This is a genomic window from Halobaculum sp. MBLA0147, from assembly GCF_041361345.1.
GTDB lineage: Archaea > Halobacteriota > Halobacteria > Halobacteriales > Haloferacaceae > JAHENP01.
Window position 1 is genome coordinate 2,637,229 of record NZ_JBGKAD010000001.1, and the last position, 13,294, is coordinate 2,650,522.

Annotated in this window: 14 protein-coding genes; 9 read left to right on the top strand and 5 right to left on the bottom strand. The window is 69.0% G+C overall.

Annotation, left to right across the window (positions count from 1 at the left end):
- Positions 1–11: 11 nt before the first annotated feature.
- From RYH80_RS12675 to RYH80_RS12685, 3 genes are all read left to right on the top strand, one after another.
- A complete protein-coding gene (locus RYH80_RS12675; RefSeq protein WP_370904250.1) occupies positions 12–983 on the top strand; it encodes an ABC transporter ATP-binding protein in 972 nt (323 codons plus the stop codon).
- Positions 980–1,828: an ABC transporter permease gene (locus tag RYH80_RS12680; RefSeq protein ID WP_370904251.1), complete on the top strand. Its 849-nt coding sequence runs from the start codon at positions 980–982 to the stop codon at positions 1,826–1,828. The genes RYH80_RS12675 and RYH80_RS12680 overlap by 4 nt, the downstream gene beginning before the upstream one ends.
- 317 nt (positions 1,829–2,145) lie before the next feature.
- The gene (locus tag RYH80_RS12685) at positions 2,146–4,620 is read left to right on the top strand and encodes a DEAD/DEAH box helicase (protein WP_370904252.1); all 2,475 of its coding nucleotides are present in this window, start codon (positions 2,146–2,148) and stop codon (positions 4,618–4,620) included.
- Positions 4,621–4,675: 55 nt separating this feature from the next.
- Here the strand turns inward: RYH80_RS12685 and RYH80_RS12690 are convergent, their stop codons facing one another.
- On the bottom strand, positions 4,676–5,116 hold the full coding sequence (locus RYH80_RS12690) for an HAD family hydrolase (protein ID WP_370904254.1): 441 nt from the start codon (positions 5,114–5,116) through the stop codon (positions 4,676–4,678).
- A gap of 18 nt (positions 5,117–5,134) precedes the next feature.
- Here RYH80_RS12690 and RYH80_RS12695 point away from each other — a divergent pair, with 18 nt between their 5' ends.
- The 4 genes from RYH80_RS12695 (at position 5,135) to RYH80_RS12710 (ending at position 7,503) form a co-directional block, all read left to right on the top strand.
- A complete protein-coding gene (locus tag RYH80_RS12695; RefSeq protein WP_370904255.1) occupies positions 5,135–5,560 on the top strand; it encodes a PPC domain-containing DNA-binding protein in 426 nt (141 codons plus the stop codon).
- Between the two features lie 136 nt (positions 5,561–5,696).
- Positions 5,697–6,587 (top strand): NAD(+)/NADH kinase, encoded by an 891-nt coding sequence (locus RYH80_RS12700; protein ID WP_370904256.1) that lies wholly within the window; start codon positions 5,697–5,699, stop codon positions 6,585–6,587.
- 147 nt (positions 6,588–6,734) lie between these two features.
- Positions 6,735–7,187: a DUF7313 family protein gene (locus RYH80_RS12705; RefSeq protein ID WP_370904257.1), complete on the top strand. Its 453-nt coding sequence runs from the start codon at positions 6,735–6,737 to the stop codon at positions 7,185–7,187.
- A 133-nt stretch (positions 7,188–7,320) separates the two neighbouring features.
- Positions 7,321–7,503, top strand: a complete 183-nt coding sequence (locus tag RYH80_RS12710; protein WP_370904258.1) for a hypothetical protein — start codon at positions 7,321–7,323, stop codon at positions 7,501–7,503.
- 332 nt (positions 7,504–7,835) lie between these two features.
- Here the strand turns inward: RYH80_RS12710 and RYH80_RS12715 are convergent, their stop codons facing one another.
- Positions 7,836–8,732 (bottom strand): DUF6663 family protein, encoded by an 897-nt coding sequence (locus RYH80_RS12715; protein WP_370904259.1) that lies wholly within the window; start codon positions 8,730–8,732, stop codon positions 7,836–7,838.
- Between the two features lie 247 nt (positions 8,733–8,979).
- Here RYH80_RS12715 and radA point away from each other — a divergent pair, with 247 nt between their 5' ends.
- Positions 8,980–10,011 carry a DNA repair and recombination protein RadA gene (gene radA, locus RYH80_RS12720; protein WP_370904260.1) on the top strand — a complete coding sequence of 344 codons (1,032 nt, stop codon included), beginning with the start codon at positions 8,980–8,982 and terminating at the stop codon, positions 10,009–10,011.
- Between the two features lie 145 nt (positions 10,012–10,156).
- On the opposite strand, the gene RYH80_RS12725 is transcribed toward radA, so the two are convergent.
- Complete coding sequence (locus tag RYH80_RS12725; protein ID WP_370904261.1) at positions 10,157–10,549, bottom strand: hypothetical protein; 393 nt, start codon at positions 10,547–10,549, stop codon at positions 10,157–10,159.
- A 120-nt stretch (positions 10,550–10,669) separates the two neighbouring features.
- Positions 10,670–11,092: an iron-sulfur cluster assembly scaffold protein gene (locus RYH80_RS12730; protein WP_370904713.1), complete on the bottom strand. Its 423-nt coding sequence runs from the start codon at positions 11,090–11,092 to the stop codon at positions 10,670–10,672.
- A 335-nt stretch (positions 11,093–11,427) separates the two neighbouring features.
- Between RYH80_RS12730 and RYH80_RS12735 the strand changes: the two genes are divergently transcribed.
- A complete protein-coding gene (locus RYH80_RS12735) occupies positions 11,428–12,978 on the top strand; it encodes a cryptochrome/photolyase family protein (protein ID WP_370904262.1) in 1,551 nt (516 codons plus the stop codon).
- A gap of 60 nt (positions 12,979–13,038) precedes the next feature.
- Here the strand turns inward: RYH80_RS12735 and RYH80_RS12740 are convergent, their stop codons facing one another.
- Positions 13,039–13,218, bottom strand: a complete 180-nt coding sequence (locus RYH80_RS12740) for a DUF8015 family protein (protein ID WP_370904263.1) — start codon at positions 13,216–13,218, stop codon at positions 13,039–13,041.
- Positions 13,219–13,294: the final 76 nt, after the last annotated feature.

The following is a 13,294-nucleotide window of genomic DNA, read 5'->3' on the forward strand; positions in this document are numbered from 1 at the left end:
AACCGGCTGGTATGGCTGCGATATCGCTGTCCGGCGTCACCAAGCGGTACGGCGACGTGACCGCCGTCCGCGAGTTGGACCTCACGGTCGAGTCCGGGGAGATCTACGGATTCCTCGGACCCAACGGGGCCGGCAAGTCGACGACGATCAACATGCTGTTGGACTTCGTCCGCCCGACGCAGGGGACGGTCGAGGTGCTCTCACACGACGCCCAACGGGAGCCGACGCGAGTCCGCGAACGGATCGGCGTGCTCCCGGAGGGGTACGACGTGTACGACCGCCTCACCGGACGGAAACACGTCGAGTTCGCCATCGAGTCGAAAGACGTCGACGCCGATCCGGACGCGCTCCTCCGGCGGGTCGGCCTCGACGGCGACGGCGACCGGAAGGCCGGCGACTACTCGAAGGGGATGCGCCAACGACTCGTCCTCGCGATGTCGTTGGTCGGTGACCCGGAGCTGTTGATCCTCGACGAGCCGTCGACGGGGCTCGACCCGGAGGGAGCAAAGGAGATGCGGGAGATCGTCCGCGAGGAGGCGGAGCGTGGCACGACGGTGTTCTTCTCCTCGCACGTGCTCGGCCAGGTCGAGACCGTCTGTGACCGCGTCGGGATCATGCGCGACGGGCAGTTGGTCGCCGAAGACAGCATCGAGGGGCTGCGCGAGGCCGTCGGCGAGGGCGAACGCCTCGTCGTCACCGTCGAGTCCGCGACGAGCGAGCAGGTCGCGGCCGTCGAGGCACTCGACGGCGTCTCGGCCGCCGAGACGGACGGCGGGACGGTGACGGTGTCGTGCGACCCGGACGTGAAGACGACCGTCGTCTCCACGCTCGAAGACGAGGGGATCACGGTGACGGACTTCACGACCGAGGAGTCCTCGCTGGAGGACCTGTTCCTCCACTACGCGAGCGGCGGCGACGCCGCCGAGACGGCCGGGACGAGTCCGAGCGGCACCGACGGCTCCGAGGAGGTGACGGCAGAGTGACCGTCGAAGTGATCGCGAAGAAGGACTTCGAGGACGCGGTGCGGTCGTGGTGGGTACTCGGGTTGACTGCGCTGTTCGTGGCGTTCGCGGCCGCCATCATGGCGATCGGGTCGCAGTTCCTCGCGAACGAGGGGAACACGTTCACCTCGGACGCGGTCCTCGGGTTCATGAACGGTGGGTTCACGACCTGGTTCGTGCCGTTGATCGCGCTGGTAGTCGCGTACAACGCGGTCGTCGGCGAACGCGAGTCGGGGTCGTTGAAGCTCCTCCTGTCGTTGCCCCACTCGCGGGCGGACGTGGTCGCCGGGAAGGTGATCGGCCGGAGTGCGGCCGTCGGCTTCCCGCTGTTCGTCGGCTTCCTGGTCCCGGCACTGATCGCGGCGATCGGGCCGTTGGCGTTGAGCCCGCTGACCTACGTCGGCTACCTGCTGTTGATGATCGTGTTGGCGACCGTCTACGTCGCCATCGCCGTCGGGTTCTCGGCGGCGGTCGGCTCGGGGAAACTCGCCGTCGGTGGCGCGATCGGCGTCTACTTCGTGTTCACGGTCGTGTTCGGGGGTGTCAGGACCGCGCTCCCGTTCGTGCTCGGGATCGGCGGCGGGCCCGACTGGCTGCCGATCCCGGTCGGTGACCTCCAGTTGCTGATGCAGTTGCTCAACCCGAGTGGGGCGTTCAAGATCGTCTCGAGTGAGTTCCTCGCCGGGAACCTCTTCGCGCAGAGCGTCGAGGCCGGCCAACAGGCGTTCCAACTCTCGACGGAGTTGGCCGCCGTCGTGATGCTGGCCGCCTGGATCCTGCTGCCGCCGCTACTGGGGCTGTTGCGCTTCGAGGCGGCAGACCTCTAAGGATCGAGGCGGGCGGCTTTCGCACTTCGAGGCGGGCGACCTCCGACGCGGGCTCGTCGCGCGAGCGCCCCGACGGAGTGTCCCGACGACTGTCACCACCCGCGAACACGCGGCAGCCTCGGCCCGGAGAGAAAGGCCTATCCACGCGACCACCCCGACGAGTAGACGAACGACCACCGACGACGCTCCCGGCCGACCACTGTCGACCACTCCCTGTCGACCCACGACCACACTACCCGTCGACCCACGACCACACTACCCGTCGACCCACGACTACCACACCACCTGTCGACCTACGACCACCACACTACCCACAGATGAGAGTCGCCGACACAGTCCCGGAGTTCGCCGACGCCTTCGAGTTCGAGGAGTTCAACCGGATGCAACGCGAGGCGTTGCCGGCCGTCTTGGAGTCCGACGACAACGTCGTCGCGGCCGCGCCGACCGCCTCCGGCAAGACCGCGCTGGCGGAGTTGGCGATCTGTCGGACCCTCCAGCGGGGTGGCACCGCCCTGTTCCTCGCGCCGCTGCGTGCACTCACGACGGAGAAGGAGTCCGAGTGGGAGCGGTTCGAGTCGTTGGGCTACTCCGTCTACGTCGTCACCGGGGAACGCGACCTCGACCCGCGGCGGGCCGAGCGGGCGGACATCCTCGTGATGACCCCGGAGAAGGCCGACTCCGCGACGCGGAAACACGAGTCGGCGCGGTACAGCTTCGTGACGGACGTGGACTGCGTGGTGATCGACGAGGTTCACCTGCTGGACTCCGAGAAACGCGGCTCCGTGTTGGAGGTGACCGTCTCGCGGCTCCGTCGACTGTGCGACCCCCGGGTGATCGCGCTGTCGGCGACGATGAAGAACGTCGAGGACGTGGCCGACTGGCTCGACGCGCCGCCGTCGGCGACGTTCCAGTTCGGCGACGACTACCGACCCGTCGAGTTGGAGACCGGCGTGAAGACGTACACCCACGGGGAGAACTCCTTCGCGGACAAGTACCGCCGGCTCTACCGCGCGCTGGATCTGGCGGAGCCACACGTCCGCGAGGACGGGCAGGCGCTGGTGTTCGTCGCCTCTCGCCAGGACGCGGTGATGGCCGCGAAGAAGGCCCGCGACGAACTCGCCGAGCGGGACGTGCCGATGGGTGCTCGCGGCGACTACGACCTCCACACGGACGCCCAGGAGTTGGACAACGACACACTCCGGCAGTCGATCCCCGACGGGGTCGCCTTCCACCACGCCGGGTTGTCGACACACGACCGCAACGCCGTCGAGGAGTGGTTCCGCGAGGGGACCGTCGGCGTCCTCTTCTCCACCTCGACGCTGGCGTGGGGGGTGAACCTCCCGGCGCGGTGTGTGGTGATCCGCGACACGAAGTACCACGACCCCCTGGAGGGGGACGTGGACGTGAGCCCCTTGGACGTGCTCCAGATGCTCGGGCGCGCCGGGCGGCCGGGGTACGACGACGTGGGGTACGGCTGGGTCGTGTGTGACCGGTCGGAGGCGGACAAGTACCGCTCGCTGTTGCGGGAGGGCAAGGAGATCGAGTCGCGGCTCGCGGGGCAACCCGGCGCGGCGGCCGGCGGGCCGAACGGGGACCGCGGGGGCGACGACCCGTCCGGCGCCGGGGGGCGTGCGACCGGCGACTTGGAGGCACACCTCAACGCCGAGATCGCGCTGGGCACCGTCGGCGGGTTGGAAGACGTGATGGACTGGCTGGAGACGACGTTCTACTACGTCCGCGCTCGCTCGCGGCCGGAGGCGTACGGCTTCTCGGATCTGCGCGAGCGCGTCCGCGGGACCGTCGACTCGCTCGTCGGTCGCGGGTTCGTCGAGACGGACGCGAACCTGGGGCTGGAGCCGACCGCACTCGGACGGCTCGCCTCGGACTACTACCTCCGACTGGACACCGCAGAGCGGTTCCGGCGGCTCGCCGAGCGCGACCGGATCGACGAGGCGGCCGTGTTGCGCGCCGTCGCGACGGCGACGGAGTTCGACTCGGTCTCGGCGCGCAGTTCGGAACGCGACGCCGTCGACACCGTGTTGTCCGGTGGCGCCGCTCCCGTCTCCGACGTCGACGGCGCCGGATCCGCTTCGGCCTCGGCGACCGACGAGTTGGACGACGGCGAGCGGAAGGTGCTCGCGATCCTGCGGGCGTCCGTCGCGGACGCCGTGCCGAGCGACCTGCGGTCGGACGCGTGGGTGATCCGCCAGAACGCGACGCGGCTCCTGTCGGCGCTGCGGGAGTTCTGCGAGGAGTTCGCCGGCCCCCGGGCGGCGAACCTCGTCCGGCGCGTCACGGCCCGCGTGGAACACGGCGTCCCGGCCGACGCGGTCGGACTCACGGCCGTCGAGGGGATCGGCTCGGGGCGTGCCGACACGCTCGCGGCTGCGGGGGTCGAGACGCCCGGCGACGTGGTCGACGCGGGCGTGTCGACGCTGACGGGTGCCGGACTGACGGCCGGCGTCGCCGAGCGGGTGCTCGACCAGGCCGGCGACTGCCCCCGCGCGAGTGTCGCGTGGGGGTCGTTCCCGGAGACGGTCGGCGCGGGCGAGAACGAACTCTGCGAGGTGACGGTGCGGAACCGCGGCGGTGCCGCCCGCGCCGGTGTCCGCGTCACCGCCAACGGGGTCGAGATGCACGCGAAGACGCTGTACCTCGACGGTGAGACGACCGTCCCGGTGGCGGTGTTCGGCTCGCCCGAGACGGAGGAGGTGACGTACACCGTCGAGGTGGTGTACCCCGAACGGCCGCTCTTGCCGCAGTGCGACTCTCGCACCGTCTCGGTCGAGTGAGTCTCACGCTCGACTCGTGGGAGGTCCCTCGACGTTCTCGACGTGACTCCGGGGTCTACTCGCCGGACGTGGCCGCCGAGACGGCCGTCCAGAGGGCGTCGGCACTCTCGACGACCTCGTCGGCGGGCGAGAGGTCGCTGTCGGCGTTGTGCTCGTCGCGGTAGGCGATCACCCACGCGCCGGCCCGTGCACCGGCGCGGACGCCGTTCGCGGAGTCCTCGACGACCACCGTCTCCGCGGGTGCCACGCCGAGATCCTCCATCGCCGCCTCGTACACGCCCGGTTCCGGCTTGCTCGGCCCGTCGTACTCGTCGGCCGACCGGACGCGGTCGACGGCGAGGTCGAACCGCTCTAGGACGGTGTCGATCCAGTCCGTCGGCGACGAGGAGACGACGGCCGTCGCGACGCCACGCTCGTGGAGGTCGGCGAGAGCGTCGCTCGTCCCCGGGAGCAGACGGACTTGTTCGCCGTAGAAATCGGTACACCGATCACTCATCAGAACGGAGACTCGGGTATGCGACACCGCGAAGTCGAGGTTGAGGCGGAGTACGTCGGCCGGATGGAGACCGGGGCGGACTGGCGCGAGGAGATCGAGGCGCTGGCCGCCGCCGAGTCGGTCGACGCCGGCTGGTTCACGGCGATAGGTGCGGTGCGGGCCGCGGAGGTGTGGTTCTACGACCAACGCGAGCAGGAGTACCGCGCCGTCGAGTTCGACGAACCGTTGGAGGTCGCGGCCTGCGTCGGCAACGTCTCGCTGCTCGACGGCGAGCGGTTCGCCCACACTCACGCCGTCCTCTCCAGAGAGAACGGGCAGGCCCTGGCGGGCCACCTCGACAGCGCGCGGGTGTTCGCGGGGGAGGTCCACCTCCGGGCGTTCGCCGAGCCGCTGGAGCGGACCCACGACGAGCGGACGGATCTGGACCTCTGGCTGAACGACTGATCGACCAGAACCGCTGGATTGCGGCGCTCCGCGACCCGCTCGATCGTCCCGACGACGGGCGGACCCGCACTCACCCGCGACGGCGATCGACGCGGGAACCACTGCCCCTTTCACCGCCCCGCCGAAACGGGAGACGATGAGTGACCGCCGGGTCGCGCTCGTCGGTGACGACGGATCGGTCGCGAGCGCCGCTCGTGACGCCGGTGTGACGGTCACCGCGAGTGTCGCCTCGCTCGGCAGCCCCGCGATGGTCGACACTGCGACCCCACTGCCGTCGCTCCCGGTCGACGACGAGACGGACGAGGCTGACGAGACGGACGAGGTTGACGAGACGGACTGGGCGGGTCGCACGACGCCCTCTGGGACCCAGCTCCCGCTCGACGAGTCGAGCCTCGACGCGATCGTCGCCGTCGGGGAGCGGGCGCTGTGCGAGACGCTCCGGGCCGCCCCAGGTGTGCCGGTGCTCCCCGTGGCCGTCGCGGGCGAGGAACCGCCGGAGGCGACGGCCGAGACGACTGCGACGGACGGCGACCCGATCGAGACGGCGCCCTCGACCGCACTGTCGGCGTTCGCGTCGGGCGCGGTGCGGACGGTCGACCACCGCCCGGTGACGGTGTCGGTCGACGGGACGGCCGTCGGCGTCGCCGTGCTCGACACGGGGTTGGTGACGAGCGAGCCGGCGCGGATCTCCGAGTACTCTGTCCACGACGGGGACCGCCACGTCGAGACGGTCCGTTCGGACGCGATCGTCGTCTCGACGCCGCTCGGCTCGCGCGGTTACGGACGCGCGGCCGGCGGCCCGGTGTTGGCGCCCGGGACGGGGCTCGCGGTCACACCCGTCGCGCCCTTCGCGACCGCGGCGAGTCCGCAGGTGTTGCCCGAGACGGTCCGGCTCTGCGTCGAACGCGACGAGGGAGACGTGTCGCTGCTCGTCGACGACAGGGCCGTGGGCCGCGTCCCGCCCGAGACGCCGGTCCGTGTCGTGCCACGTGATTCCGTGGCGGTGGTGGTGCCGACGGAGGGGTGAGAGCCGAGACACGACTGCGGTGTCGACGATGACAGGTGGGAGAGAACCGTGGGGTGTCTCGCCCGAGACGTGCGAATCCGACACACGGCGCCAGCGACGGCCGAGTGATTGGAAACCTTCTAATGAGTCAACGACAGACGTGCGGGTATGAGCACGGTTCCACTCGCGTTCCCGTTCCCGGTGGGAGCGTTGGAGAGCGTCTCCGGGCAGTTGCCGTACGTCGTGATGGCGCTCGTCGTGGTGAACTTCGTCACCAGGTTCCTCGCCCACCGCACTCACGTCGCGCAGGCGGCCGCCGGCGACGACGACGAGGAGCTGTCGCGGTACCGCCCACACGAGGCGAGCAACGTCCTCCTCCTGTTGGCGTCGTTGGCGTTCCTCGTCGTCGAGCCCCACGGCGGGATGGTGATGTCCGTCCTCGTCCTCGGGCTGTTCCTCACGGACTTCTTCGAGTACGAGTCGCGCCGCGTCGAGGCACGCAACGATCTCACGGTCGAACAGCCGAAGAGTTCGCTCGTCGCCTCGGGCTTGGTGTTCCTGTACGCCGGGTTCCAGTCGCTGTTCTTCGTCGTCCAGCCGATCTGGAACGCCATCGTCTGACGGCCGCGGACACAACCTACTTCTCGCCACACGGCGTCGTCGGGGACGTGCCACGCCGACTGCACCGCCGCGACGGAGCGAGTGGGACCGGAGCACCGACCATCACCGTCGGAACCGACCCGAGGTGGGTCGCGTGACGGAGCCGCCGGCGACACCCGCGGCGACGGAACTGCGTGACGTGACCGTCGAGTTCGCCGAAGCCGCCGAGTTCTCGCGGTACGGTGGGGTCGTTCGACTCCACGACAGCGGCTGGGTGGAGGTCCCGGAACTCCGCCGTCTGTTCCCGCCGGACGCCGTCGACGAGATCAGGTACTGAGACCTCCTCCGGTGCGGGGATCGTCACCACACGCCGGTGTTCCGACGATCCGGCACGGCCCCGTGTGGATTCGTCCCAGAGCCGGGCACGCCCAAAAGATACTTATTTCGTACCCGATCAACCCAGGGTGCGCGCCGTGAGGCGCGGTCCCCGGCACCGTGCCGGGCAGCTAGCACATGGTCGGGCTGGCATCCCACACCACTGCCTTCTGCACACGACACGAGACCACGAGCCACGGAGCCGTCGGGCGAGACGGCCGTCTCCGATCGGCGGTGACGCGCTCTGACGAGCGACGGTCGCTCGCGGGCGACGGTCTCCGATGAGCGACGGTACTACTCTGCGAGCGACTCGTAGGTGTCGCGGACTGTCTCGGCGAGGAGTCCGTCGCGTCTGAAGACGACGTAGACGACGACGAACGCGCCGTCGACTGGACGCAGGACGAACACCTCCCGCGGCGGAAGACCGTCGGTCTCGGACACCGCGTCCCCACCACGCTCCGTGCCGTCACCGGCCGCGGCCGTCGCGTCCTCGTCGGCTTGCTCCGTGCGGTCTCCGGCAGACTGCTCCTCGTCGCCACTGGCGGCCGTCTCCTCGTCCGCCTGTGGGAGTCGCGAGGCGAGACTGCCGGCCGCGAACGACCCACCGTCGGAGCCCCCCACTCTCCCCGCGCCCGCAGCCTCGGCTCCTCCCTCCCTCTCATCCTCACCCTCGTCGCCCTCGCGCGCGGCCGCAGCCTCGTCGACACGCTCGACGAGTGGGTCGATCGGCCGGCGACCGCTCCGGAACTCGTGGAACACGTCCCGGCCCGCGGGGTCGCCGAACACGTACAACGAACCGTTCGGCTCGCCGTCCGTGTCGCGGGTGACGCGAGCGTTCACGGCGTCGCCGTCGCGGCGTGCCGCCTCCCACGCGTCGCGTGCGGCTTCGAACAACCCCTCGACCTCGTCGGCGAACCGGAAGCGTGTGCGCCGCTCGACGGACAGCGTCTCGAAACTCGCGGTCGCGTCCGGGCCGGTCCAGTCCAGCGTCGCGGCCACGCGGTTCCCCGTCTCCAACTCGGCGACGGTCTCCGCGAGCGCCCCCTCGTAGCCGTCTGCGGCCACGACGACCGGCTCGTACGCCTCCGCGGGGTCGTCCGTCTCCGCACAGTCGATCAACACGAACGCGGATTCCCCGTCGCGGGTGATCCGGGCGTGGACGCGGTAGCGCCCGGGAGTGTCGTCGGTCATGCTACCTGGTCGGCGCCGCGCGGACAAACTGGTGTCGCTCCCGTCGCCGGGTCGCGACACCCACACTCTCGCCGCCGCCCGGCGACACCCACCTCTCCCCGTCACGTCCGCGACGACGGCGCGAGTCCACTCCCGTCGTTTCAACCTTCGGACGAGCGACGCGACGCCGCCGCCTTGTCCCGCCGTTTCACTTTCACTCTGCTGTTAACGGGGGTTTATGTGTCGTCCCGCACCAGAGTATGGTACGATGGCAGACGACGACCTCGAAGCCCTCCCGGGCGTCGGCCCGGCGACGGCGGACAAACTCGTGGACGCAGGATTCGAGACGTACCAGAGCATCGCGGTCGCCAGCGCGGGCGACCTGGCGAACACGGCCGACATCGGCGACTCGACATCGGCAGACATCATCCAGGCGGCCCGCGAGGCCGCGGACGTGGGTGGGTTCGAGTCCGGCTCGACCGTGCTCGAACGACGCCAGCGGATCGGGAAGCTCTCCTGGCAGATCGACGAGGTGGACGAGCTCCTCGACGGCGGGCTGGAGACGCAGTCGATCACCGAGGTGTACGGCGAGTTCGGCTCCGGGAAGTCGCAGGTGACACACCAGATGTCGGTGAACGTCCAGCTCCCGCCGGAACACGGCGGCCTGGGCGGCGGCGCGGTGTTCATCGACTCCGAGGACACGTTCCGGCCCGAACGGATCGACGACATGATCCGCGGGCTCGACGACGAGATCCTCGCCGACGAGCTGGAGCGGCGCGAGATCGAGGGCGAGCCGGGCGACGAGGAGACGATGCAGGCGCTGTTGGAGGACTTCCTCGACCACATCCACGTCGCGAAGGCGTTCAACGCCAACCACCAGATGCTGCTGGCGGAGAAGGCCGAGGAACTCGCCGCGGACGCCGAGGACACGGAGTACCCGGTGAAGCTGCTGTGTGTCGACTCGCTGACGGCCCACTTCCGCGCGGAGTACGTCGGCCGGGGTGAACTCGCTGAACGGCAACAGAAGCTGAACAAACACCTCCACGACCTCGACCAGGTCGGGAACCTCCACAACGCCGCCGTGCTGGTGACGAACCAGGTCGCCTCGAACCCGGACTCGTACTTCGGGGACCCGACTCAGCCAATCGGTGGGAACATCCTGGGTCACAAGTCGACGTTCCGGATCTACCTCCGGAAGTCGAAGGGTGACAAGCGGATCGTCCGGCTCGTCGACGCGCCGAACCTCGCCGACGGCGAGGCCGTGATGCGCGTCGAGGACGGCGGTCTGATGCCGGAGTAGGGCCCGCCGACGAAGGGGCACACCGTCCGGCCCGACGCCGACGGGCCGTGTCTCGTCGCGTGTTCTAGCGAGCCACACCGACCACTCCCACGGTCGGAGTCGAAAGCACGACGTGGTCTCGACGCTATCACAGTACGGACGCCGTCTACCGACTCGTCGTCGCTTCACCGTGCCGTGCCCACTCGATCGCCCTCTCGAAGTCGTCGAACGTGGCTATCTCGGCACCCTCGATGTCGTACTTGGCCTTCAGTGACATCGCCTTGATCCGCTCTGCACACAGGGCAGCACGCTGGAAGTTCGGGAGCCGTGCCGACTCCTGTGCGGCGGCTTCCCAGACTTCGAACGCGTCCTTCGAGAACGGGTCCGTGATGTTCACCAAGTCTGCACTCGCGACGACGTCTTCCTCGTATCTGTCGACGATCTCCCCGTACGCAGCACCTGCGTAGTCGAACGCCTCCATCGGCATCTCCTCGTGGAACCGTCCGACGACGACACCGTCCTGGTACTCGATGCTCCAGTGGTCACCTTCTCTGCGCATAGTCTGGCCGATGTGATCATTTATGAAGAAACTTCTGAATGGTACATACTACGAGGAGTTCAATCACGAACGGAGAGTCCGAAAGTGTGTGAACCCTCTCCCGTTCGTTCTCACTCTCCGCTACTCCTCGGTCTTCGTCACGTCCAGATCTTCGATGTCGCCCTCGTGGAGCTTCGCGCCGTCTTGGGCCACCTGTCGAGCCAACACGGCACACTTGATCCGCATCGGAGAGATGTCGACCCCGAGCATCTCCGTCACGTCGTCGCGGTCCAACTCCTCGAGTTCCGCGAGCGTCATCCCGTGGAGTCGCTCCGACAGCATCGAGGCCGAGGCCTGCGAGATGGCACAGCCGTCGCCGGAGAACACCACCCGCTCGATCGTCTCCCCGTCGTCGGCCAGGCGCACGTCGACGGTGATCGTGTCGCCACACGAGGGGTTCTCGCCGGTGTGCGAGAAGTCCGGCTCCTCCAGTTCTCCGTAGTTGCGCGGGTTCTTGTAGTGGTCGAGGATCTGCTGTCTGTACATGTCCGAGCCGCCACCGATACCCATAGTGTCTGGAGTTGGGTCGTCTGGCGCAAAAGGATTCCGGGGAGGGCCCACTTCGTCGTGTCTCGGGAGAGGCAACGTCGTCGTGTCTCGGGAGAGGCAACGTCGTCGCGTCCGTGGTGCGTCGACTCCGTCGTGTCTGTGGTGAGGTCCACTCCGTCCCGTCTGTGGTGCGTCGACTCCGTCCCGTCTCCCTCGTGGTGAGCGTGCGGTGTCGGCGCCGACGGGCCTCGGGAGCCTCCGCCCGCCGCCCAACCTCTTTGTCGGCGACGCCCCTACGAGTGGTACCACGACCGGGCCCGCCACCGGGACCCGGCGTCGCGACACCACCCATGACACTCTGGCTACTCGGCAACCAACTCTCGGTCGACGCCGCACCGCTCGCGGGCGAGGACGAGGTGCTCATGATCGAGGCGTACGACTTCGCCGACCGACTCCCGTACCACCCGTACAAGTTGACGCTCGTCTTCTCCGCGATGCGTCACGTCCGCGACCGGCTCCGTGCGGACGGCTACGACGTGACGTACCTGCAGGCGGAGTCGTTCGCGGCGGGGCTCGCGGAGTACGCCGCCGCCGCGCCGGACGACGACCTGGTCCTACAGCGACCCGCCGCACACCGTGCCGGCGAACGACTGCAGGACCTCGCCGCCGACGCCGGCCTCACGGTGACCCTCGTCGAGAACGACCTGTTCCTCACCACCCCTGCGGAGTGGGACGAGTGGGCCGCGGACCGCGGCGACACGTACCGACAGGAACACTGGTACCGCCACGTCCGCCGGGAGACCGGCGTGTTGATGGACGACGGCGACCCCGTCGGCGGGGAGTGGAACTACGACGACGACAACCGCGAGACGCCGCCGGACGACTGGGAGCCGCCCGCGCTGGCGACGTTCGAGCCCGACGAGATCACCCGCGAGGTCCACGCGATGGTCATCGAGCGGTACGACCACCTCTGGGGGAACCACGAGTTGGACGAGTTCTGTTGGCCGGTCACCCGCGCGGAGGCGCTCCAGGCGCTGGAACAGTTCGTCGAGGTGCGACTCCCCGCGTTCGGGCCGTACCAGGACGCGATGGTCGAGGGGGAGTGGGCTCTGGACCACTCGCTGTTGTCGCCGGCGATCAACCTCGGGCTACTCGACCCGATGGAGGTGGTCGAACGCGTCGAGACCGCCTACGAGGAGCGCGGCGTCGAACCCGGTGCGCCGGCCGAGGCGGTGACCCGCGAGGGGACGATCCCGCTCAACAGCGTCGAGGGGTTCGTCCGGCAGATCCTCGGCTGGCGGGAGTTCATGCGACACGTCTACCGGGAGGCGATGCCGGAGTTGGCGGAGACGAACCAGTTGGACGCGACCCGCGAGTTGCCGGAGCTGTACTACAGCGGCGAGACGGAGATGACCTGCATGTCGGAGGCGGTCGGACACGTCTGGGAACGGGGGTACGCCCACCACATCGAGCGGCTGATGCTGTTGGCGAACTTCGCGACGCTGTACGGCGCGGACCCGCACGAACTCGACGAGTGGTTCCACTTCGGGTTCGTCGACGCCTACGACTGGGTGACGACGCCGAACACCGTCGGGATGGGGTCGTTCGCGACGGACGTACTCTCCTCGAAGCCGTACGCCTCCTCGGCGAACTACGTCAACGATATGAGCGACCACTGCTCGTCGTGTGCCTACTACCACACGAAGACGACGGGTGAGGGCGCGTGTCCGTTCAACAGTCTCTACTGGGACTTCCTGAAGGAGAACGAGGCGGTGCTCCGCGGCACCGGCCGGATGGGACTGATGTACAACCACGTCGACGGGAAGGACGACGAAGAGTGGGCCGCCATCCGCGAGCGGGCCGACGAGGTGCGGGCGATGGCCCGCGACGGGGAGTTGTGAGGACGGGCGGACGACACCGAGTCGACTCTCGACGCCCGCACCGGGGACCCCCGCAGCGCATCACTCGACAGGTGGGTTCCGGAACAGGCCGTCGGCCATCGCGCCGGTCGCGACGACGGTGCCGGTGCCGGCGACCAGCCCCGTCGGCGCGGCGGTCACGCCCCCCAAGACGACCGCCAGCAACCCCACCCCGATCACCGCCAACAGTGCGTCGGGACGCGCGATGCCTGTCTGGGACACGCTAATGAGATGTAATTACAGGTAGGAGTATCTTGTGGACGCGCCCGGCCGGTGGGACCGCCGTCGCGTCGGGCCC